This window comes from Enterobacter sp. QK-SA4, assembly GCF_056856775.1.
Window position 1 is genome coordinate 3,297,526 of the sequence record NZ_JBXFXH010000007.1, and the last position, 23,113, is coordinate 3,320,638.

Consider the following 23,113-nt stretch of genomic DNA (forward strand, 5'->3'; position numbering starts at 1 on the left):
CGTCACCTTGTTATTAGAATGTTTCAAAACGCAGTGACCCAGGAGCACAGTATGACCGTTAAAGTTATCGTCACCGATATGGACGGAACTTTCCTTGATGATGCCAAGCAGTACGATCGTGACCGCTTCCAGGCACAGTTTGAACAGCTTAAAGCCCGCGACATTGAATTCGTTGTCGCCAGCGGCAACCAGTATTACCAGCTCATCTCCTTCTTTCCGGAGCTCACAGATCGGATCTCCTTCGTCGCGGAAAACGGCGCGCTGGTGTTCGATCGCGGCGAACAGATTTTCCACGGCGAGCTGACGCGGCATGAATCGCAAATCGTGATTGGCGAGCTGCTGAAAGATAAAGGGCTGAACTTTGTGGCCTGCGGGCTCGAGAGCGCGTATGTGAGCGATAAAGCCCCGGACGCGTTCGTGGCGCTGATGTCAAAGCACTATCACCGCTTAAAGCGCATCAGCGATTACCGCGAAATTGACGACGTACTGTTTAAATTCTCCCTGAACCTGCCGGACAGCGATATCCCTAATCTGGTGGATAAACTGCACGTCTCCCTGGACGGCATTATGAAGCCGGTCACCAGCGGCTTTGGTTTTGTCGATTTGATTATCCCCGGCCTCCACAAGGCCAACGGCATCAGTCGTCTGCTGAAACGCTGGAAAATCTCCCCGCAGGAGTGCGTGGCCATTGGGGACAGCGGCAACGATGCCGAGATGCTGAAGCTGGTGAAATATTCCTTTGCGATGGGCAACGCGGCAGAGAGCATCAAAGAAATCAGCCGCTACGGCACAGAGGATAACAACCATCAGGGCGCGCTGAACGTCATTCAGGCCGTGCTCGACAACCATTCCCCGTTCGACCTCTGATCCTTTCCTCGCCGGAGCGTCGCTCCGGCCTCTCACTCTTTTTCCGACCTGTGGCTTGCGTCAAGTTTTTAAACTTGCATTAACTTAATTTTAACTTAAAGTATCACTTGTAGACATTTTTACTTTCGAATGAAAGATGCGAGGCAGTTATGACCTTTACCAGTGAAACCTTACCAGCGGACCACAAAGCGGCAATCCGTCAGTTAAAACGTGAGCTGCGCGCGCAGATCGGCGACGTGCAGGCGGTGTTTAATAAGCTCAGCGACAAAATTGCCACCCGCGTGGCGGAAATCAACGCGCTAAAGAACAAAGGCGAATCCGTCTGGCCGGTAATTCCGTTTGCGGATGTGAAAAACGGCACGATTACCGACGCACAGCGCGAGGCCGTTAAACGCCGCGGCTGCGCGGTGATTAAAGGTCATTTCCCGCGCGAGCAGGCGCTGGCGTGGGATCAGTCGATGCTCGACTACCTCGATCTGAATAAGTTTGATGAGGTCTACAAAGGCCCGGGCGATAACTTCTTCGGCACCCTGACGGCCTCTCGTCCGGAGATTTACCCGATTTACTGGTCTCAGGCGCAAATGCAGGCGCGCCAGAGCGAAGAGATGGCGCAGGTGCAGTCGTTCCTGAACCGTTTATGGACATTCGAGAGCAACGGCAAGCAGTGGTTCAACCCGGACGTGAGCGTGATTTACCCGGACCGTATCCGCCGCCGCCCGCCGGGAACGACCTCGAAAGGGCTTGGGGCGCATACCGACTCCGGCGCGCTGGAGCGCTGGCTGCTGCCAGCCTATCAGCAGGTCTTTGCCCGCGTGTTTGACGGCAATGTCGACAAGTACGATCCGTGGAACGCCGCGCACCGTACCGAAGTGGAAGAGTACACCGTCGATAACACCACCAAATGCTCGGTGTTCCGCACCTTCCAGGGCTGGACGGCGCTGTCGGACATGATCCCAGGTCAGGGGCTGCTGCACGTGGTGCCAATCCCGGAAGCGATGGCTTACATTCTGCTGCGTCCGCTGCTGGACGACGTGCCGGAAGACGAGCTGTGCGGCGTAGCGCCGGGGCGCGTGCTGCCGGTTTCCGAGAAGTGGCACCCGCTGCTGATCGAGGCATTAAGCAGCATACCGGCACTCGAGGCGGGTGATTCCGTGTGGTGGCACTGCGATGTGATCCACTCCGTGGCGCCGGTGGAAAATCAGCAGGGCTGGGGCAACGTGATGTACATCCCTGCCGCGCCGATGTGCGAGAAAAACCTCGCCTACGCTAAGAAGGTCAAGGAAGCGCTGGAAACCGGCGCGTCGCCGGGAGACTTCCCGCGCGAGGATTATGAAAAAAGCTGGCAGGACCGCTTTACCGTGAACGATCTCAACATCCACGGCAAGCGCGCGCTGGGCATGGTTTAACTGTCGTACAGCCCTTCCCGCTCCACGGCGGTGCGTCGTTTCCCCTGACGTATCCGCCGTACCGATTCCCGCACGGCCAGCGTGCCGTTAAGCAGTAACGTCCCGACCGGCGCGTCCGGGCGCATCAGCCGCTGCTGGAGCATATATACCGCTTCGGTTCCCAGCTCATCGCGGGGGACATGCACGGCCGTCAGAGGCACATCCTGGATTGCGGCCAGGTTAAAGCCGTCAATGCTCATCACCGACACGTCCTGCGGCACGCGCAGGCCGTGGTTTTGTAAGGCGCTAATGGTGCCCGCCGCCATAAAGTCGCCGCCGACCAGGAACGCGGTAGGTAAATCCTTCCCCTGCACTTCACTGAGCCAGCTGCTGACCATCTGTTCCGTTTCGCGCGCGCTGAAGCTGGGCACCACCAGCAGATCGCGTTTATCGTTGAATTTCAGGTTGTGAGACTGCCACGCGTCGCGGATCCCCGACAGGCGCAGCTCCATGGTGTAGCGACGCAGGCACAGCACGTTCATCACCTCGCGGTGCCCCATCTCGAACAGGTACTCCGCCGCCCGCTCGCCAATGGCGCGATGGTCCGGCGCGACGGCAGGCAGACGCATGTGCCGGTCGCGGCAGTTAATCAGCATGCAGGGTTTACCCACGTCCACCGCCAGATCGTGGATATGGGGATCGTCGATGCCAAGAAGGATTGCCGCCTGAGTGTCCGCTTCGTTCATGCGTGCCAGAAACAGCTGGGCGTCGCTGTCGTTCTCCTCCAGCGCGCAGTAGCGAAGGCGCACATCGTGGGACGCCAGGCCTTTACTCACGCTCTGGATTACGCGGTAGTAAAAGATGTCGGACCGCTCGTCAAACGCCCGCTGCGGGGCAAAAACCACCAGGCTATTAAGCAGCAGACGCCCTGCCGCCATGCCGTCCATCACCCCCAGCTCCCGCGCGCACGCCAGCACCTTCGCGCGCGCTTTTTCACTGGTATTCGCTTTTCCCGCCAGCACCCGCGATACGGTGCTGATCGAGAGCTGCGTCCGGGCCGCGATTTCGGTGATTTTTAGCCTTTTGTCCATTTTGTGATCTGGCTCCATTTGCGAAATGAAAAAATTTTCATAGCGTATTGGTCAGGTAATAGCTGACATAAAAGCCATCATGCCAGAGGGTTTACGTCAGTTATGAGAAATTTTGCACAAAATCCACTTTTGCCCACTCATTTTCTTCCTTAAGGTGAACTTGTCACACAACTTCCATACTAGTTGTATACCAACTTAAGCAGTTTAAACGGATAGAAATCAAAGGCATAAAAATCCGTGTGACACCTGAACCTCCGTTCCCTTACCGTCCGTCTTGTGGAGAGTAAAATGAGTCAGGGCATCAATAACACCGTAGCGACAAGCAAAACCCGTCGCGTCATCAAGAACCTGCGCTGGTACGTGCTGGTGCTGTTCTTACTTGGCGTCACCGTTAACTACATCACCCGAAACTCACTCGGGATCCTCGCCCCGGAACTGAAAGAGAGCCTCGGGATCACCACCGAGCAATACTCCTGGATCGTCGGCGCGTTCCAGATCGCCTATACCATTTTCCAGCCCCTGTGCGGCTGGCTGATTGACGTCATCGGCCTGAAGATTGGCTTTATGGTCTGCGCCGGGATCTGGGCGCTGATGTGTATCTTCCACGCGGGTGCCGGAAGCTGGCTGCACCTCGCTATTCTGCGCTTCTTTATGGGTGCCTCTGAGGCCGCCGCTACCCCGGCGAACGCCAAAACCATCGGCGAATGGTTCCCGAAATCAGAGCGACCCGTTGCCGCCGGCTGGGCTGGCGTGGGCTTCTCCATCGGCGCAATGCTGGCTCCGCCTATCATCTACTTTGCTCACGCATCGTTCGGCTGGCAGGGCGCGTTTATGTTTACCGGCGTGCTGGCGCTGCTGTGGGTGATCCTCTGGTGGGCGTTCTACCACAACCCGGAGCAGCACCCGAACCTGAGCAAGGACGAACTGGCGTTCATCAAACAGGATAACGAACCGCCTGCGGTGAAACTGCCCTTCCTGACCGCGCTGAAAACCGTCTCGAAAAACAAACGCTTCTACGGGATCGCCATCCCGGCCTTTATGGCGGAACCGGCCTGGGCGGTGCTGAGCTTCTGGGTGCCGCTGTACCTCGCCAAAGAGCACGGCATGGACCTGAAGCAGATTGCGATGTTTGCCTGGCTGCCGTTCCTCGCCGCCGACCTCGGCAGCGTGGCGAGTGGCTACCTGACGCGTCTGTACACCCGTCTTTTCGGCTGCTCGCGCGTTAACTCGGTCGTTGCCAGCTCCGTGACGGGCGCGTTCCTGATGATCTCGCTGGGCATCGTGGCCATTACCCGCGACCCGTATATCACCATCGTGCTGATTTCCATCGGCGGCTTCGGGCACCAGATCATCTCCTGCATGCTGAGCGCCCTGGTCGTTGAGTCGTTCGACAAAGGCCAGATGGCGACCGTCAACGGCATGCGCGGCTCTGCGGCGTGGATCGCCAGCTTCCTGTTCTCGCTGTTAATCGGCGTGACCGCCGACAAAATCGGCTTTAACCCGCTCTTTATTGCCATGGGCTTCTTTGACCTGATTGGCGCTCTCTTCCTGGTAGCATTTATTGCTGAACGTCGCGCCAAGCGCGCCTGATAGTGGATGTATTGCATATGAAAACCCTGAAAAACTGGACCCTTGATACGCAGTCGGCAAACCATCTGGAACTGCTGGTCGATAACCAGCACCGCCTGTGCCTGTATGTGCTGGAAGAGAACCTGTTCCGCGTGCTGATCAAACGCAAAGGCGAGCTGGCGCTGGACCGCACCTGGAGCATCGCGCCGGAAAAAGACGTGCCGTGGGAAGGCCGCCGTCGTGACGATATAAGCGGCTTCTCCTGCCCGGCCTGGACCCTGACGCAGCAGGATGAGACGCTCACCGTGGCAACCGAACAGCTGCGCGTGACGGTCCACCAGCCGCTGTGGCTGGAGTGGCACTACCGCAATGAGGCTGGCGAGTGGCAGCCGCTGGTCAACGACCGTCCAACCAGCGCCTACCTGCTGAACGCCCACGGCGACGGCGTGGCGCACTACCTCAGCCGCCGCAAGGACGAGCGTTTCTATGGCCTGGGCGAAAAAGCGGGCGATCTGCAGCGCAACGGCAAGCGCTATGAGATGCGCAACCTCGACGCCATGGGGTACAACGCGGCCAGCACCGACCCGCTCTACAAACATATTCCGTTCACTATCGCCCGCCGCGACGACGTCAGCTACGGCCTGTTCTACGACAACCTGAGCAGCTGCTGGCTGGATCTGGGTAACGAAATCGACAACTACCACACCGCCTATCGCCGCTGGCAGGCGGAAGCGGGCGATATCGATTACTACATCTTTACCGGCAAGCGCGTGCTGGACGTCACCAAAGCCTTCGTGCGCCTGACCGGGAAAACGCTGTTCGGACCGAAATGGAGCCTGGGCTACAGCGGCTCGACCATGCACTACACCGACGCGCCGGACGCCCAGAACCAGCTGATGAACTTCATCCGCCTGTGCGAAGAGCACGCCATTCCGTGCGACTCGTTCCAGCTCTCCTCCGGCTATACCTCCATCAACGGCAAGCGCTACGTCTTTAACTGGAACTATGACAAGGTGCCGCAGCCGAAGGTGATGAGCCAGGCGTTCCACGACGCGGGGCTAAAGCTGGCGGCAAACATCAAGCCGTGCCTGCTGCAGGACCATCCGCGCTATAACGAAGTGGCGGAGAGCGGCCTGTTCATTCGCGATTCAGAAACCGATGCACCGGAACGTTCCAGCTTCTGGGATGACGAAGGCTCGCACCTCGACTTTACCAACCCGCAGACGGTGCAGTGGTGGCAGAACGGCGTGACCACGCAGCTGCTGGAGATGGGCATCGACTCTACCTGGAACGACAACAACGAATATGAAGTGTGGGACGGGGAAGCGCGCTGCTTTGGCTTCGGCAAGGAGATCGCCATCAAGCACATTCGCCCGGTGATGCCGCTGCTGATGATGCGCGCCTCGCTGGAAGCGCAGCAGCGTTTCGCGCCGGAAAAACGTCCGTATCTCATCTCCCGCTCCGGCTGCGCCGGGATGCAGCGCTACGTCCAGACCTGGAGCGGCGACAACCGCACCAGCTGGGACACCCTGCGCTATAACATCCGCATGGGGCTGGGCATGAGCCTGTCCGGCCTGTTCAACGTCGGCCATGACGTCGGCGGTTTCTCCGGCGACAAACCGGACGCCGAGCTGTTCGTACGCTGGGTGCAGAACGGCGTGATGCACCCGCGCTTTACCATTCACTCGTGGAACGATGACCACACCGTGAACGAGCCGTGGATGTACCCGGGCGTCACGCCAGCCGTTCGCGGCGCGGTTGAGCTGCGCTACCGCCTGCTGCCGTACCTCTATACCCTGCTCTGGCAGGCGCATGCCGACGACGAGCCGATGCTGCGCCCGACCTTCCTCGACCACGAGCATGATGCGCAGACGTTTGAGGAGTGCGATGACTTCCTGCTGGGCCGCGACCTGCTGGTGGCCAGCGTCGTCGAAGCCGGGCAGCGCGAGCGCCGCGTCTGGCTGCCGGATAACGACACCGGCTGGTATGATTTTTACACCCACGCGTGGTATGCGGGCGGCCAGTCAATCGTCCTCGACGCGCCGCTGGAAAAACTGCCGCTGCTGGTTCGTGCGGGAGCCGGTCTGCCGCTGAGCGAGCGCATCACGCATGTGAATGCCGAAAAAGATACGGCACGCGAGCTGAAGCTGTTCCCGGTAAAAGGCGTCGGGACAACCTCCGGAATGCTGTTTGAAGACGACGGCGAAAGCTGGGGCTACCAGAACGGCAATGCGCTGTGGGTGGAGTGGGAAATGGTGTGCGACGGCGCAACCATCAACCTGAAGGTCAACGCGCGCGGGGATTATCGTCCGGCGTGGAAATCGCTTAAGGTGTCGCTGCCTGCAGGGGAAAAACGTACGCTGCTGGTGAACGGGGTTGAAGGGGGCGAGTGGGTGATCTAGTACGGCCTGATGCCCTCACCCTAACCCTCTCCCACAGGGAGAGGGAATAAAGGCACGCCCCCTTTCCCTAAGTATTTCGCGCTGCAGGAAGGCGGCAAACCTGTGAATCCCCGGGAGCTTACATAAGTAAGTGACCGGGGTGAACAGGTGAAGCCAACGCATCTGCAGCGTGAAAGACGACGGGAAATTAGCCGTCGATACCTTTACTGCGCAGGTAATCTTCATAGTTACCGGTGAAGTCCACCACGCGCTCTGGCGTAATTTCGATCACGCGGGTCGCCAGCGAGCTGACGAACTCACGGTCGTGAGAGACGAAGATCAGGGTCCCCTGATACATCTCCAGCGCCATGTTCAGGGATTCGATAGATTCCATGTCCAGGTGGTTAGTCGGTTCGTCCATCACCAGGATGTTTGGTTTTTCCATCATCAGCTTGCCGAACAGCATGCGGCCCTTCTCACCACCGGAGAGCACCTTAGCCGGCTTTTTGATGTCGTCCTGGCTGAACAGCAGACGACCCAGAATGCTGCGTACCGCCTGCTCGTCGTCGCCTTCCTGCTTCCACTGGCTCATCCAGTCAAAGACGGTCAGGTCATTTTCGAACTCGTATTCATGGTCCTGCGCGTAGTAGCCAATCTGCGCGTTTTCAGACCACTTCACGGTGCCGTTGTCCGGCTGCAGTTCGCCGACCAGGGTTTTCAGCATGGTGGATTTACCCACGCCGTTGGCACCGAGGATGGCAATCTTCTCGCCCACTTCCAGCAGCAGGTTGAAGTTTTTAAACAGCGGGCCTTCATCGAAGCCTTTGGTAAGGGCTTCCACTTCCAGCGCGTTACGGAACAGCTTCTTGTCCTGCTCGAAGCGGATGAACGGGTTCTGACGGCTGGAGGCTTTAACCTCTTCCAGCTTGATTTTATCAATCTGACGCGCGCGCGAGGTTGCCTGACGCGACTTAGAGGCGTTGGCGCTAAAGCGGCTGACGAAGGACTGCAGGTCAGCAATCTGCGCTTTCTTCTTGGCGTTATCCGCCAGCAGACGTTCACGCGCCTGGGTAGCCGCCGTCATGTACTCGTCGTAGTTGCCCGGGTAAACGCGCAGCTCGCCGTAGTCCAGATCCGCCATGTGCGTACAGACCATGTTCAGGAAGTGACGGTCGTGCGAAATGATGATCATGGTGCTGTCGCGATCGTTCAGCGTCTGCTCCAGCCAGCGGATGGTGTCGATGTCCAGGTTGTTCGTCGGTTCGTCGAGCAGCAGGATGTCCGGGTTAGAGAACAGCGCCTGTGCCAGCAGCACGCGCAGCTTCCAGCCTGGCGCCACTTCGCTCATCGGGCCGTAATGTTGTTCAACCGGAATGCCTACGCCCAGCAGCAGCTCGCCCGCGCGCGCTTCTGCAGAGTAACCGTCCATCTCACCGTACTGCGTTTCCAGATCGGCCACTTTATAGCCATCTTCTTCGCTCATTTCGGCCAGCGCGTAGATGCGATCGCGCTCCTGCTTCACTTCCCACAGTTCTCCATGCCCCATGATCACGGTGTCGAGCACGGTGAACTCTTCGAAGGCGAACTGATCCTGACGCAGCTTACCGATACGCTCGTTAGGGTCGAGCGATACGTTGCCGAGCGTCGGCTCCAGGTCACCGCCGAGGATCTTCATAAAGGTGGATTTTCCGCTACCGTTGGCACCAATCAGGCCGTAACGGTTGCCGCCGCCAAATTTGACGGAAATGTTTTCGAACAGCGGCTTACTGCCAAACTGCATAGTGACGTTGCTGGTAACTAACACGGGGAGATTCCTGCGAAAAGTGTGATAAACACGGCATTATGCCACAATTCCGAATTGAGATCCCGTGTTGCGGCAATCCACTAAACTTTAACAAAATCGAAAAAAATGTGATTTCGTACACATCTGAATTCCCAGTGAGCGGGAATGCACATATAATGCGCTCCCATCACAGATTCAGACTTATCAACTCATCGCCAGAATGGCTTAGATACCTCGCACAACATGAACATGAAATTAACAACGCTTTTAGCGGCGGCGTTAGCCGTAGTAGGTTTTTGTAAGACCGCGTCTGCGGTGACGTATCCCCTGCCAACAGACGGTAGCCGTCTGGTAGGCCAGAACCAGGTTGTGACGGTACCAGAAGGTAACTCTCAGCCGCTGGAGTATTTCGCTGCGCAGTACCAGCTGGGCCTGTCTAACATGCTGGAAGCGAACCCGGGCGTTGACCCGTATCTGCCGAAAGCGGGTACCGTGCTGAATATTCCTCAGCAGCTGATCCTGCCGGATACCGTTCATGAAGGTATCGTGATTAACAGCGCCGAAATGCGTCTGTATTACTACCCGAAAGGCACCAACACCGTTATCGTGCTGCCAATCGGTATCGGCCAGTTGGGTAAAGACACCCCAATGAACTGGACCACCAAAGTTGAGCGTAAGAAAGCGGGCCCAACCTGGACGCCGACTGCCAAAATGCACGCGGAATACATCGCTGCGGGCGAACCGCTGCCAGCCGTTGTACCGGCAGGCCCGGATAACCCAATGGGTCTGTACGCGCTGTACATTGGCCGCCTGTACGCTATCCACGGTACCAACGCCAACTTCGGTATCGGCCTGCGCGTAAGCCACGGCTGCGTGCGTCTGCGTAACGACGACATCAAGTTCCTGTTCGAAAACGTGCCGGTCGGTACGCGCGTGCAGTTCATCAACGAACCGGTGAAAGCGACCTCTGAGCCAGACGGCAGCCGCTACATCGAAGTGCACAACCCGCTGTCCACCAGCGAAGACCAGATCAACAACAACGAAATCGTCCCTGTTACGCTGAACAGCGCGGTGCAGGCGGTGACTTCTCAGCCAGACGTAGAAACGGCGATTGTTGACCAGGCCGTGCAGAACCGCTCCGGTATGCCGGTGCGTTTGAACTGATAGCGAAGCATTAAAAAAGCGGGCCTCGTTGCCCGCTTTTTTTTATCCATTATTCACGATCACTATCCCGCCGTGGTCGTACCGATAGTGGCAGTGGGCATACTCCAGCGGCGTGCCGTCCTCCAGATAAATCACCTGCTCCACCTCCAGCACCGGATCGGTTTCTTCGCAGACCAGATGCTCCCTGTCCAGCGCGTTGGGCTTAAGCGCCCGCACCACCCGATACGACCCCATAATTTTCAGCCCCAGCGTCTCCTGCACGTACTGAAACACCGAACCTTCAAGATGGTTTTTCGTCAGGCCCGGCACCAGATTCATCGGCATCACCGTGGAATCCAGCGACATCGGTTCGCCGTTCAGCAGGCGGAGTCGAATGAAGTCATAGATCGGCGCATCGGCGTTAATCATCAGCGACGCCTGCTCTTTCTCATTCGGAAAACGCAGCTCGAAATGCACCACTTGGCTGGTCACCTTGCCCAGATGTTCCCAGGTTTTGGTCGCACCAAAGTAGTCGCTGCCGGAGAGATCCCACTGCGAGAGCTGAAGGAAGTTTTTACGGATGAACGTGCCCTGCCCCTGGCGGGTATAGACCAGACCTTCGACGATCAGCTGGCGCATCGCCTGCTGAATGGTCATCCGGCTGGTGCTGAACTCCGCCGCCAGCGCAAACTGGTCCGGCAGCGGTTCATTGGCGGCGTACTGCTGGCTGATAATGCGTTTCTTAATTTCCCGCGCTATGGTGATGTACTTCGCCGCCATCGTCCTTCCTTTCAGTTAGTTTTCTATCCCGCTGTTTTTCAACGCCACTCTCTCGGCAATCTTGAGGAAAGGCAGGTAGAAGAATACACCAAATACGATGATTGCCAACTGCACCACCACCGCCCGCCAGTCCCCCGCCGTGGCAAGCCAGGCGCTGAGAATGGGCGGCGTGGTCCACGGGATCATCACCACGCAGCGCGACATTAACCCCAGCGTGGTACAGAGCCAGGCGAAGTAAATGCCGATGGCGGGCAGCAGCACGAACGGGATCATCAGCGGCAGGTTAAACACGATCGGCAGGCCAAAAATCACCGGCTCGTTGATGTTAAACAGGCCCGGCGCCAGCGACAGACGCGCCACCTGCTTCGCCGATTTTTGTCTGGAGAAGATAAAGATGGCAATCAGCAGCGAGATCGTGCTGCCCGTGCCGCCCACCATGCCAAACGTCGGCACGAAGATGTTGTTGATGATATGCGGGATGGGCTGGCCGTTGGCGAAGGCCAGCATGTTCTCGTTGGTGTTGATCAGCAGGAACGGCTCCAGCACCACGCTGTTAACGACAGACTGATGAATACCCAGCGTGAACAGGAAGTTACCGAAGCTGTAGATGAAAATCGCCCCCGGCAGGCTGGTGTTGATCAGCCGCAGCGGCTGCTGGATAAAGGTGGTAATAAGATGGATCAGGTCCGTGTGCAGTACGTTTGCCAGTATCGCCGCCAGCACCGCGAACAGGGAGAGCGTGAGGATGGTCGGGATCAGCGCGGTAAAGGATTTGCTCACCGCCGGAGGCACGTTTTCCCCGAGGGAAATGTGCAGCGCCTTCAGCCGCGAAATGGCGATAAACACCTCCGTTGAGAGCAGCCCGATCAGCACCCCGGCGAAAATCCCGGTTGAGCCAATATTGGCGAACGTCAGCACCTGGGTGACGTTCACCGCGGCATCGCTGCCGACGGGCGTAATCTGCAGGCGCATCGGCATCATGATGATGAAGCTGCTGACGGCGATAACCACTGCCGAGACCGGATTGTCGAAATCTTTGTTGCGCGCCAGCGACCAGGCAATCATCGGGGCCAGCAGCAGCGCGGCGATGTTCAGCGTGCCGTTGATAATCGCCTCGCCCCACACCTTAAACTGCGCGAGCGTGTCGCCGTGAAAAATCCACGGAAATACCACGTTGTTCACCAGTACCGCCAGACCGGCAAGGATGAAAATGGGCATCACCGTGGCGAAAGCGTCGCGCAGGGAGCGCAGGTGCACCTGGTTTGCCAGGCGCGCCGAGAACTCAACAAACTTATCGACAAAAGACTGCATGTGCGGTGTTATTTTTGTTTCAGACATAGCGGATAGTTCCCATCAATCAGTCACAAAAACGGCCCGGCAGCGTACGACTTACATCTCGCGTCCGTTGGTATGGATAACCTGTTTTAACCACGCGTAGCTCTTCTTCGGCACGCGCTTCAGGTCTTTCAGGTCGTGGTTTTCACGGTTGACATAGACCACGCCGTAGCGCTTACGCATGTCGCCCTGGGAGCTGAGAATGTCGATTAACCCCCAGCCGAGGTAGCCGATCACCTCTGCCCCGTCCTCGAACATCGCCTCCTTCATGGCATTGATATGCGCCCGGTGGTAGTCGATGCGGTAGGCGTCCTCAATCGGATTGACGCCGTCCCAGGACTCAATCACCCCGATGCCGTTTTCGATCGGGAAGACCGGCATCCGCCAGTCGTTGGCGTAGCGGGTGATGATGGTGCGAAAGCCCAGCGGATCGATCTGCCAGTTCCACTCGGTGGCCTTCAGGTACGGATTGTTTTTCTCGCCATGCAGCAGGTAATAGTTCACCGGCGTACCTTCCGGGATCGCATCGCTGTCCAGCGTTTTGCTGGCGTAATAGCTGAAGGCCATATAGTCGTTTTTAGTCCGCGCCAGCAGCGCTAAATCCTCGGCGCGGTAGATATCGCCAAAGCCCTCCTGCTCAACCACCGCCATCACCGCCGGGCTGTAGCCCTGCCCTGCAAAGACGCGCAGCAGGTTCTGGTTGAGGAACTCGTCGTACTGCTGGGCGCAGAAGATATCGCGCGGTTTGCAGGTGGCCGGGTAGATCAGCTGGTGCGCCAGCATGCCGCCCATCAGCTGGCCCGGTCTGGTCTGGTGCAGATACTCGGTCAGCGCCATGTGCGCCACCATCGTATGGTGCTGCAGCTCGTACAGCTCGCGCAGGGTTTTCTCGCCGTGCATATAGCCGGAAATACGGAACGCTTCCGGCATATGGAAGATGTTCTGCTCGTTGAAGGTCAGCCAGTACTTCACGCGGTCGCCAAAGCAGTCGATCATCTTTTTGCCGTAGCGGATAAAGGCGTCCATTACCCGGCGATCATTAAAGCCGTTGTACTCCTGCGCCATCGCCAGCGGCATATCGAAGTGGTACAGGCAGACCATCGGCTCGATGCCGCGGGCGATCAGATCGTCGATAAAACGGTCGTAAAACGCGATGCCTTCGTCGTTGAACGCGCCGTCGCCCTGCGGGCAGACGCGGCTCCAGGAGATCTGAAAGCGGTAGCAGTTCATGCCCAGATCCTGCATCAGGTCGAAATCTTCCCGGTAGCGGTGATAGGAGTCGGTCGCGACTTTCCAGTCGGAGACGTTCTCCCCGGCTTCGCGAATGTCATACACCGACATGCCTTTCCCCCCCTCATTCCAGGCCCCTTCCGTCTGCATGCTTGACACCGAGTTACCCCATAAAAAATTGGCCGGCAGCTGATTGTTCATGTTTCCTCCCTATATGACTAGTCATTTAAAATTTCATGACTAGTCATATAGGCGAAGATGAAATGGGGATCAAAGAGGAGGATCGTTTTTTGTGAGCAATGCGGGAAAAAAAGCCCCGGTTAGCGATGCACTACCGGGGCAAGGAAGGTTATTGTTGCGCGAGCTGATTGCGGCGATATTCCCCCTGCCGCTCCAGCATCCAGCCCGGGTATTCGCGCGGCAGCGCGCTCACCGCATCAAGCTGCTTAAGCTCGTCTTCGCTCAGGCGGATCCCGGTGGCGGCAATGTTGTCGTCCAGCTGTTCAACGCGTTTCGCGCCAATGATGACGCTGGTCACCGCTTTCTGGTGCAGCAGCCACGCCAGCGCAATTTGCGCGACGGAGACACCCTTGCTTTCGGCGATAGTGCGCATTACGTCCACGCAGTCGAAGGCGCGATCTTTGTTCACCGGCGGGAAGTCAAACTCCAGACGGCGACCGCCGGCTTCGCTCTGCCCGTCGCGGCCATATTTTCCGCTCAACAGGCCGCCTGCCAGCGGGCTCCAGACCATCAGCCCGACGCCTTCGCTCTGCATCATCGGCACCAGCTCGCGCTCAAGATCGCGTCCGGCAATGGTGTAATACGCCTGGAGGGATGCGAAGCGCGCCAGCCCAAGACGTTCAGAAATACCGAGCGCTTTGGCAATCTGCCACGCCGCCCAGTTTGAGACGCCGATGTAGCGCACGTGGCCGTGCTGCACCAGGTTATCCAGCGCGTAGAGCATTTCTTCAATCGGCGTTGCGGGGTCGAAGCCGTGAAGCTGGTAGAGATCGATATGATCGAGCTGCATGCGGCGCAGGCTCTCCTTCACGCTGCTGATGATGTGATAGCGCGAGCTGCCGCGCGAGTTCACCCCTGCCGTTCCCGTTTCGCCGAACACTTTCGTGGCGACCACCACGTTCTCGCGCGGGATTTTCAGGTTTTTCAGCGCCTGACCGGTGATCTCCTCCGAGCGTCCTTCCGAGTAAACGTCCGCAGTGTCGATAAAGTTGATCCCGGCATCCAGCGCGCGGCCCACCAGCTGCTCGGCTTCACTTTGCTGGAGCTGACCAATCTTGCCCCACATGCCGCCCTCGCCGCCGAAGGTCATGGTGCCGAGGCACAGTTCAGAAACAAACAGACCGGTGTTGCCCAGTTTTTGATAACGCATAAGTTATTCCTCGCATGTCGATTGGGTACCCGATAGTTATACCCGCCCCTCAACCATCGCGAATGTGGTGTTCCTGTCCGTTTCTTGCCCAATCCTCTGAATTTATCCGCGCGGGGCGTCGCCAAAGACGCTGTAGTCCGGTAACTGCACCTGCTGATACGGCTCCCAGCCGCCGCCGAGAGCCTTGTAGAGCGCCACGAGATCGAGCGCGCTCTGCACCTGCGCCTGTGCGCGCTGCTGCTGGGCCTGCGCGAGCTGCCGCTGCGCGTCCAGCACGTCGATAAAGCTGGCAATCCCCTGGCGGTAGCTGTCGCTTGCCAGGTCAAAAGCGTTTTGCAGGGCGTCGATCGTTTTTGCGAGACCCGCTTCACGCTGCTGGTCGGTGCGATAGCTCACCAGCGCGTTTTCCACATCCCCGAGCGCGGTCAGCACAGTCTGGCGATAGTCCAGCACCGCCGCTCCCTGCTGCGCGCGCGCCACCTTGACGCTGGAGACCAGCCGACCGCCCTGGAAGATCGGAATAGAGACCTGCGGGCCAAAGCTGTAGAAGTGGCTGCTCCAGTCGGTCAGCCAGTTGGTTTCGCTGTTGCGCAGGCCAAACTGCCCGGAGAGCGTAAAGCTCGGGAACAACTCCGCCACCGAGACGCCGATTTGCGCCGTGGCGGCGTGAAGGTTCGCCTCCGCTTCGCGCACGTCCGGACGGCGTCGCGCCAGCGTGGACGGAATGCCGGTCTGCACGATATCCGGCAGGGCCGGCATCGGCTGCACGCTTTGCAATTCCGCATCCAGCGCCCCAGGCGGCTTGCCGAGCAGGATCGCCAGGCCGTTCATCGCCTGCCGCTCCTGCGCCTGATACTGCGGAAGCTGGGCTTCAAGGTTGCCCAGCTGCGCTCGGGCGTTTTCCACGTCCATCTGTGGCGACAGCCCGCCCCGCTGGCGGCTTTCCGTCAGATCCAGCGTCTGCTGCGCGCTTTTAATCTGGGTGTTCAGCGTGGCGATAATGCTCTGCGCCCCGCGCAGCTGGAGCCACGCGCGCGCCACTTCCGCCTCCAGCGACACCAGCGCGTCGTTACGCTGCTCGATGGCGGCTTTCTGCTGCGCTTCGGCGGCTTCCACCTGACGACGCACCTTGCCCCACAGGTCAATTTCCCACTGGGCATCGAAGCTGCCCTGGTAGAGATTAAACGGCTGCGTCAGCGGCCCCAGCGCGCCTTTAAGGTCTGGATCGATGCTGTCCACCTGATCATACACGCCGTGGGATTTCAGCTCCCCTTCAAGCCCAAGCTGCTGGCGCGTCGCCTGCAAATTGCCGTTCACCGACGGGTAAAACGCCCCGCCCGCCTGGTTAATCTGCTCTCGCGCTCCGGCGATGCGCAGCACCGTCTGCTGCAGCGTTAGATTTCCGGCGATCGCACGTTCAACCAGGCTGTCGAGCTGCGGCGAACCGAAGGTTTTCCACCAGCGCGGGTTGGTCGCGGCGGAGGTCGTCTGCGATTTTACCCCGCTGTCGCCCTTATCGTTCCAGTGCGTAACGGCGGGCGGCGCAGGCTGCTGGTAATCCGGCCCGACGGCGCAGCCCGCCAGCAGCATCATTATCATCAGGGGGTGTAAACGTCTGTGTATCATCAGTGTGCTCCTGCACTCCCCTCGCTCTTAACCGGCGAGAGCAACAAACAAAACGGAATCAGTAACAAGGCCACCGCGCTCAGGATGGTGAAGACGTCGATGTAGGCCAAAAAGCGCGACTGCTCGATCATGGTCTGGTACATGCGTCCGGTGGCAATCCCGGTGGGGTCCCCTACCTGGGTGGTGAAGTTCTGGATTGCCTGGGCGCTTTCGCGTATCGCCTGCTGGAACTGCTCATTAAGCGGCGAGGCGTGGTACGCCAGATGCGCGCTGTGCGCCTGCGCGCGTTCGGTGATGGCCGCCGTCGAAAGGGATATGCCAATCGAACCCGCTACGTTGCGGAACATGGTAAACAGCGCCGCCGCATCGGCATTCAGCCGCCTCGGTATCGAGATAAACGCAATAGTCGTGAGCGGCACAAACAGGAACCCCAGCCCTATCGACTGGGCGCTGCGGAACAACACCAGCGTTTCGAAGTCAATATCCGGGGTGAGCGTGCGCGACCAGAAGAACGACACCGCCAGGCAGGTAAAGCCAAAGGCGATAATCCAGCGCGTCTGCACCACCGGCATCAGCTTCAGCACCAGCGGAATGGTTAACACAATCAGCACCGCGCCGGGCGACAGCACCAGCCCCGACCAGGTAGCGGTGTAGCCAAGGTCCTGCTGCGCCAGCTGCGGGATCACCACCGAGCTGCCGTACAAAATCATCGCCATCCCCGCCATCAGCAGGCTGGAGATGGCAAAGTTGCGATCCTTCATGCAGTGCAGATCCACCACCGGCTTTCTGGCATATACCAGCCAGTAGATGGCGCCGATAATGCCGACAAGCGTCAACACGCCGAAGGTGCGGATAAAGTTCGAGTAGAACCAGTCCTCATCTTCTCCCCGGTCGAGCATCACCTGCAGACAGCCAAGCCCTAAGGCGATCAGGCCGATCCCCGTCCAGTCGATAGTCAGCTTCTCTTTAGACTTGCTCTCCCAGGGCGGATCTTCCAGCAGCTGGTAGATCGCCAGCACCGTGACTATCCCCACCGGGATATTGATAAAGAACACCCAGCGCCAGGAGTAGTTATCGGTGATCCAGCCGCCCAGCGTCGGGCCGAGGACCGGCGCAACGATAATCGCTATGGAGGACAGACCAAACGCTTTGCCCCTGTCCTCCGGCTTGAAGTAGTCGAGCAGTACCGACTGCTGCGTGGGCTGCAGCCCGCCGCCAAAAAAGCCCTGCATCACGCGGAACAGGATGATCTGCCACAGCTCGGTGGCAATCCCGCAGAGGAACGAGCAGACGGTAAACATGACGATGCAGATCAGGAAGAACTGCTTGCGGCCAAACACCCGGCTCAGAAACGCCGAGATGGGCAGCACGATGCCGTTCGCGACCAGGTAGCTGGTTAACACCCATGTGGATTCGTCATAGCTGGACGAGAGCGAACCCGCCACGTGGGGCAGCGCCACGTTGACGATGGTGGTGTCCAGAATTTCCATAAACACCGCCAGGGTGACGACAATCGCCACCGCCCACGGATTGCTGGCGGGCTTCCAGCTGTCGTGGCTGTGATCCGTCATTCCACCGTCACCTTCGGTGCAACCGACAGCCCCAGCGGCAGCGGTTTGTTTGGATCCAGGCCCTTATCAATCACAATTTTGACCGGCACGCGCTGCACAATTTTGACGAAGTTACCGGTGGCATTTTCTGCCGGGAAGGCGGAGAAGCGCGAGCCGCTGCCCTGCTGGATACTGTCTACGTGGCCCTCAAGCTCCATATCCGGCCACGCGTCGACGGACACGGTGACCTTATCGCCCGGCTTCATGCGTTCAAGCTGCGACTCTTTAAAGTTCGCGACCACCCACACGTTCGGGGAAACCAGCGAGAACAGCGCCGTTCCCGCCTGCACCAGCGTGCCGGGCTGCACGTTGCGTTTGGTGACAAACCCGTCGAAAGGGGCGCGGACTTCGGTATAGGAGAGATTAAGGTTGGCGGTTTCCAGCTGCGCTTTAGCCTGATCGACCTGACGCTCGCGCGCTTCAACGTTGGTTTCCTGCTGGCGGATTTGCAGCTGAACCTGCTCTGCCACTTCCAGCTGCGCCTGAGCGCTGGCCAGCCCTGCCTGTGCGCTACGCAGTTGAGCGTTCGCGGAATCAATGCTTTGCTGAGTGGTCGCACGCGGGTCGACGCCGCGCTGACGACGGTACTCCGCCTGCGCGTTCGCCAGATCGGCCTGCGCTTTCAGCACCTGCGCTTTGGCTTCGTCACGCTGGGCGGGATACTGGACTTTTGAAAGCGCCAGCTGCGCCTGGGCCTGATGCAGCTGCGCGATAGCCAGCCCAAGCTGGGCCTGAGCCTGATCGCGCTGCGCGGTGGTGTCCCGCGGATCGATAACCACCAGCAGATCGCCCTTTTTCACGCGCTGGTTATCGCGCACGCGCAGCTCGGTAACGTAGCCCGCCGTTTTGGGAGCAATCGTCACCACGTCGCCGTCGGTAAAGGCGTCGTCGGTCGTCTCTTCGTTACGGGTTAAAAACCACCAGACCAGCGCCACGACCACCATTACCACCACGACAATGCCGAGGATAATTAACGGTTTCTTGCCCGGGCGCTTACGCTCATTATTGTTTTTGTCCTGCTCGTCAGCAGGCGGGTTTTGATCTTCAGCCATAGTTCAGCAACGGTCCTGTCAGTGAGCGGCATCACACTATGCCGTTCACTAAAGCTAGGACGTTGCTATACGTTTGCCAGGAAAAACTGACAAATTGCGCACTATATGAGAAGGAATATTCCGAAACCAATCGCCGCGGCCCAAACCAGCATCGGAATCGACCAGACGTGGAAACGCCACCAGATACGACGGTCGTTGGCCATACGCAGCGCAATCAGGTTTGCCAGCGAGCCGGGCAGCAGCCCAAACCCGCCGATGTTGACCGCCCAGGCCAGAAGCGTATCGGGCGGAACATAGTTGAGCAGCAGAATGGTGGACGGCACGTTGCTGATAAACTGCGACAGGCCAATCGCCGTCAGCCACAGTCCCGGCTGAGACAGCGTGCTGACGCTGTGCAGAACGTTCTGCAGCACCGGAAGCTGGATAAGGAGATGCACATCAATAAACATCGCCATAAAGACCAGCAGCAGCGTCCAGTCCACGCTCACCAGCACGCGACGCGCCAGGACGACAAACCCCGCGGCAACGAGCAGGACGCCCGCCAGCTCATACTTCAGCTCCAGCGCGAACAGAAAGACGATGTATAACCCGAGACAGCTCCACACCAGGCGCGGCTGCCACTGCGGGCCGGTTGTGCCGCTGTGGTACTGCAGCTTTTTATCCGGAAACGCAAACCAGCACACCGCCAGCAGCGACAGCATCATCACCAGCGCCAGAGGGGCCATCTGCCAGGTAAAGGCGGCGAACGACAGACCGGACCGTCCCCACAGAAGGATATTTTGCGGGTTGCCGATTGGCGTCAGAAGCGAGCCCGCATTGACGGCCAGCGCTTCAAAGATGATCAAGCGGCTGACCGGGATCTCGCAAAGCTTACGCAGCGTGAGCGTGAGGGGCACGATGATAAACAGCGCCACATCGTTGGTCAGAAACGTCGACAGCACCGCGGCGGAGAACACCATAAACAGGGACAGCCTGCGCTCGGTGGCAAAGCGGCGCACCATTTTACGGCCCAGAACGTCAAAATAGCCGCTCAGCTCGACCCCTTTGGTGAGCATCATCAGGCCGCTCAGGGTAATGATGGTGCGCCAGTCAATTGCGGCGGGCCAGGCGCGTGGCGCAAACGGCACAAAGAGGCTTAACGCTGCGCCAATGATTAATAAAAGATGGAAGAAACGATCGCGTGCCAGGGCCTGCAGTCCGGGGATTTTCATTCAGCGGAGGGACCATATTTAAGGGTAAATTCGCGAAACTTCACCAGCGTCTCTTCGCTCACGTGGTGTTCCATTCCTTCCGCATCCCGGCGGGCAATCTCCGGGCTGACGCCCAGCACCAGTAAAAAATTCTCGACAAGCTGATGGCGCTCGCGGCTCTCCTGCGCGAGTTTCTCCCCTTCCGGCGTCAGAAAAACACCGCGCCAGGGGATCATTTCAATTAAGCCCACGGAGGCCAGGCGTTTTAACATTTTAGCGACAGTTGGCTGTGAAACCCCCAGCCTGGCGGCCATATCGACCTGGCGCGCTTCACCAACCTCACGAATCAGATCGGAAATGAGTTCAACATAGTCATCAATCAGTTCACGCCGGTGCGCTTCACGGACCTGGCGAAAACCTTCGACATGTTCTTCAACATTCACCAGTTGCGTCGTTTTCCTCATTGTCGGATGACCTGCGCGACGGTTCATTGTACTTCCTCAGTGGGGTGACGCTTCCAGCGCCCGGTTTCGAGAGCGCACATTGTAAACCATAGCTCCGCAAGCACAAAAAATTAACGAAATAGCCATAGCTATACAATATAGCCTGTGCTATATCTGTATGTAATGCAGTCACCCTTCACGGATCGAAGGGATCAAAACTCAGGAGGTCTTATGAACGAATTCAAGAGGTGCATGACCGTGTTTACCCACTCTCCCTTTAAAGTGCGCTTAATGCTGTTGAACATGCTGTGCGATATGTTTAACAACAAACCGCATCAGGACGACAAACCTTCCCACTAAGCGGCGTTGCGGTACGCCGCTTCATTTTCCCGTCACAATCACGCTGTAAACTGGCTTCCAGCCGCCTTATTCCCGATCTTTTTTACGGATTTGCAATCCCCTTCGCAAAACATCTGCTTAGCAACTGTTGATATTATTTAGCGCTAGCACTATCTTCTTGCAGCCCTGCACAATTTGCGGCTCGCTGAAGCGGACCCTCATTCCCTCTCCACGCACTGTCAGGCAGGTTATGACCCTTGACGCCAGGGTGAGCACATGGCGTTTTCATCCATGATAGTGACCTATGAATGTAACCCTGATAGATACCGTTGTGACCCGCAGCCGGGCCTTAAGCCCGTGGACGGGTTTTTACTTTTTGCAGTCATTGCTGATTAACTTTGCGCTGGGTTATCCCTTTAGTCTGCTCTACGCGGTGGCTTTCACCTGCGTTCTGCATGTGCTGTGGCGAACCGCACCGCGCGTGCAAAAAGCGTTAATCGGGATCTGCTCGCTGGTTGCTGCACTCTATTTCCCGTTCGGTCAGGCTTACGGCTCGCCAAACTTTAATACCCTGCTGGCGCTGCACTCGACCAATATGGAAGAGTCGACGGAGATCCTGACGATCTTCCCGTGGTACAGCTACGTAGTCGGGATCTTTATCTTCGCGTTGGGCGTTATCGCCATCCGCCGTCAGCCGGGCGAGAAAAAATCCTGGGGTAAGATCGAAATACTCTGTCTGGTGTTCAGCGTTGCCGTGGCGTTTGTCGCCCCCATCCAGAATATTCCCTGGGACGGTAAGCTCAGGCTCATCAATATCGGCTATCCGGTTTTTCGCTTCGTGAAGGACGTCGTTGTCAATAATAAAGAGGTTCTCGACGAACAGGCGCGCATGGCTGAGCTTTCCAATATGAAAGACACCTGGAACGTGCTGGCCGTTAAGCCGAAGTATCACACCTATGTGGTGGTGATTGGGGAAAGTGCCCGTCGCGATGCAATGGGAGCCTTCGGCGGACACTGGGATAACACACCGTTTGCCAGCTCGGTCAAAGGCACGCTGTTTACCGATTATGTTGCGGCCAGCGGCTCGACGCAGAAATCGCTCGGCCTGACGCTTAACCGGGTCGTCGACGGCAAACCTCAGTATCAGGATAATTTTGTCACCCTGGCAAACCGCGCGGGTTATCAGACCTGGTGGTTCTCCAATCAGGGGCAAATTGGCGAATACGATACGGCCATCGCCAGTATCGCCAAACGTGCCGACGAAGTGCAGTTCCTTAAGAACGGCGACTTTGAAGCCGACAAAAATACCAAAGACGAAGCGCTGCTGAAAATGACGGCACAGGTCTTCGCCACTCCGCGCACCCAGCCTCAGCTGATCGTCCTGCACCTGATGGGGTCGCACCCGCAGGCCTGCGATCGGACCGGCGGGAAGTACGCGGAGTTCGTGCAGTCCAAAGAGACCTCTTGCTATCTCTACACCATGACGCAAACCGACGACCTGCTGAGCAAGCTGTACGATCAGCTACGCAATACGGGCGACAGCTTCTCCATGGTCTATTTCTCGGATCATGGGCTGGCGTTTAAAGAACGTGGTAAAGAGGTGCAGTACCTGGCGCATGATGACAAGTTCCAGCAGAACTTCCAGGTGCCGTTTATGGTGCTGTCGAGTGATGATAAAACGCATCGCGTGATTAAAGCGCGCCGTTCGGCAAATGATTTCCTGCAGTTCTTCTCGCAGTGGACGGGAATTACAGCCGAGCAGATAAAAACGGCATACCCGTTTGTCTCTAACAAGAAAGCTCCCCCAGTGTACGTTACCAACTTCAAGTTACAGAAAGTTGACTACAACCATCTGGGTACGGATATTTTCGATATTAAGAGTAAGTAGCGGTCCGATAC

General features: G+C 58.0%; 18 protein-coding genes. 7 read left to right on the top strand and 11 right to left on the bottom strand.

Annotated elements, in window-relative coordinates; genetic code table 11:
- Window positions 1-51: 51 nt before the first annotated feature.
- Together AC1VYI_RS17560 and AC1VYI_RS17565 are read left to right on the top strand one after the other, a co-directional pair.
- Complete coding sequence (locus tag AC1VYI_RS17560) at window positions 52-867, top strand: Cof-type HAD-IIB family hydrolase (RefSeq protein ID WP_134866618.1); 816 nt, start codon at window positions 52-54, stop codon at window positions 865-867.
- 149 nt (window positions 868-1,016) lie between these two features.
- A complete protein-coding gene (locus tag AC1VYI_RS17565; protein ID WP_047742403.1) occupies window positions 1,017-2,273 on the top strand; it encodes a DUF1479 domain-containing protein in 1,257 nt (418 codons plus the stop codon).
- Here AC1VYI_RS17565 and AC1VYI_RS17570 read toward each other — a convergent pair.
- Complete coding sequence (locus AC1VYI_RS17570) at window positions 2,270-3,343, bottom strand: LacI family DNA-binding transcriptional regulator (protein WP_047173467.1); 1,074 nt, start codon at window positions 3,341-3,343, stop codon at window positions 2,270-2,272. The two genes, AC1VYI_RS17565 and AC1VYI_RS17570, sit on opposite strands and share 4 nt — an antisense overlap.
- A 288-nt stretch (window positions 3,344-3,631) precedes the next feature.
- Here AC1VYI_RS17570 and AC1VYI_RS17575 point away from each other — a divergent pair, with 288 nt between their 5' ends.
- On the top strand, window positions 3,632-4,933 hold the full coding sequence (locus AC1VYI_RS17575) for an MFS transporter (RefSeq protein WP_134866619.1): 1,302 nt from the start codon (window positions 3,632-3,634) through the stop codon (window positions 4,931-4,933).
- Window positions 4,934-4,950: 17 nt separating this feature from the next.
- Window positions 4,951-7,314, top strand: a complete 2,364-nt coding sequence (locus AC1VYI_RS17580; RefSeq protein ID WP_047742406.1) for a glycoside hydrolase family 31 protein — start codon at window positions 4,951-4,953, stop codon at window positions 7,312-7,314.
- A 187-nt stretch (window positions 7,315-7,501) separates the two neighbouring features.
- Here AC1VYI_RS17580 and AC1VYI_RS17585 read toward each other — a convergent pair whose 3' ends face one another.
- Window positions 7,502-9,097 carry an ABC-F family ATPase gene (locus AC1VYI_RS17585; RefSeq protein ID WP_023310897.1) on the bottom strand — a complete coding sequence of 532 codons (1,596 nt, stop codon included), beginning with the start codon at window positions 9,095-9,097 and terminating at the stop codon, window positions 7,502-7,504.
- A 222-nt stretch (window positions 9,098-9,319) separates the two neighbouring features.
- Between AC1VYI_RS17585 and ldtB the strand changes: the two genes are divergently transcribed.
- Complete coding sequence (ldtB, locus tag AC1VYI_RS17590; protein WP_023310896.1) at window positions 9,320-10,240, top strand: L,D-transpeptidase; 921 nt, start codon at window positions 9,320-9,322, stop codon at window positions 10,238-10,240.
- Between the two features lie 42 nt (window positions 10,241-10,282).
- Here the strand turns inward: ldtB and AC1VYI_RS17595 are convergent, their stop codons facing one another.
- The 9 genes from AC1VYI_RS17595 to mntR all read right to left on the bottom strand — a co-directional run bounded on the left by AC1VYI_RS17595 (window position 10,283) and on the right by mntR (window position 20,923).
- Complete coding sequence (locus tag AC1VYI_RS17595) at window positions 10,283-10,999, bottom strand: GntR family transcriptional regulator (RefSeq protein ID WP_196350295.1); 717 nt, start codon at window positions 10,997-10,999, stop codon at window positions 10,283-10,285.
- Between the two features lie 15 nt (window positions 11,000-11,014).
- Window positions 11,015-12,337, bottom strand: a complete 1,323-nt coding sequence (locus AC1VYI_RS17600; protein WP_134866621.1) for a PTS sugar transporter subunit IIC — start codon at window positions 12,335-12,337, stop codon at window positions 11,015-11,017.
- 51 nt (window positions 12,338-12,388) lie between these two features.
- A complete protein-coding gene (locus AC1VYI_RS17605) occupies window positions 12,389-13,765 on the bottom strand; it encodes a glycoside hydrolase family 1 protein (RefSeq protein ID WP_134866622.1) in 1,377 nt (458 codons plus the stop codon).
- A gap of 148 nt (window positions 13,766-13,913) precedes the next feature.
- Window positions 13,914-14,954, bottom strand: coding sequence for an aldo/keto reductase (locus AC1VYI_RS17610; RefSeq protein WP_063408101.1), 1,041 nt, complete (start codon window positions 14,952-14,954; stop codon window positions 13,914-13,916).
- A gap of 102 nt (window positions 14,955-15,056) precedes the next feature.
- Window positions 15,057-16,580, bottom strand: coding sequence for an efflux transporter outer membrane subunit (locus tag AC1VYI_RS17615; protein ID WP_226483658.1), 1,524 nt, complete (start codon window positions 16,578-16,580; stop codon window positions 15,057-15,059).
- Window positions 16,580-18,151, bottom strand: coding sequence for a DHA2 family efflux MFS transporter permease subunit (locus tag AC1VYI_RS17620; protein WP_033145003.1), 1,572 nt, complete (start codon window positions 18,149-18,151; stop codon window positions 16,580-16,582). Before AC1VYI_RS17620 ends, AC1VYI_RS17615 begins: the two co-directional genes overlap by 1 nt.
- Window positions 18,148-19,242: an HlyD family secretion protein gene (locus tag AC1VYI_RS17625; protein ID WP_047742414.1), complete on the bottom strand. Its 1,095-nt coding sequence runs from the start codon at window positions 19,240-19,242 to the stop codon at window positions 18,148-18,150. The genes AC1VYI_RS17620 and AC1VYI_RS17625 overlap by 4 nt, the downstream gene beginning before the upstream one ends.
- A 101-nt stretch (window positions 19,243-19,343) precedes the next feature.
- The gene (locus tag AC1VYI_RS17630; RefSeq protein ID WP_126795056.1) at window positions 19,344-20,453 is read right to left on the bottom strand and encodes an anion transporter; all 1,110 of its coding nucleotides are present in this window, start codon (window positions 20,451-20,453) and stop codon (window positions 19,344-19,346) included.
- Window positions 20,450-20,923: a manganese-binding transcriptional regulator MntR gene (mntR, locus tag AC1VYI_RS17635; protein WP_023310887.1), complete on the bottom strand. Its 474-nt coding sequence runs from the start codon at window positions 20,921-20,923 to the stop codon at window positions 20,450-20,452. Before mntR ends, AC1VYI_RS17630 begins: the two co-directional genes overlap by 4 nt.
- Before the next feature lie 183 nt (window positions 20,924-21,106).
- On the opposite strand from mntR, the gene mntS reads away from it, so the two are divergent.
- Together mntS and AC1VYI_RS17645 are read left to right on the top strand one after the other, a co-directional pair.
- Entirely contained in the window at window positions 21,107-21,235 is a 129-nt protein-coding gene (gene mntS, locus AC1VYI_RS17640; protein ID WP_014831181.1) for a manganase accumulation protein MntS, read from the top strand.
- A gap of 283 nt (window positions 21,236-21,518) precedes the next feature.
- Complete coding sequence (locus AC1VYI_RS17645) at window positions 21,519-23,102, top strand: phosphoethanolamine transferase (protein WP_134866623.1); 1,584 nt, start codon at window positions 21,519-21,521, stop codon at window positions 23,100-23,102.
- Window positions 23,103-23,113: the final 11 nt, after the last annotated feature.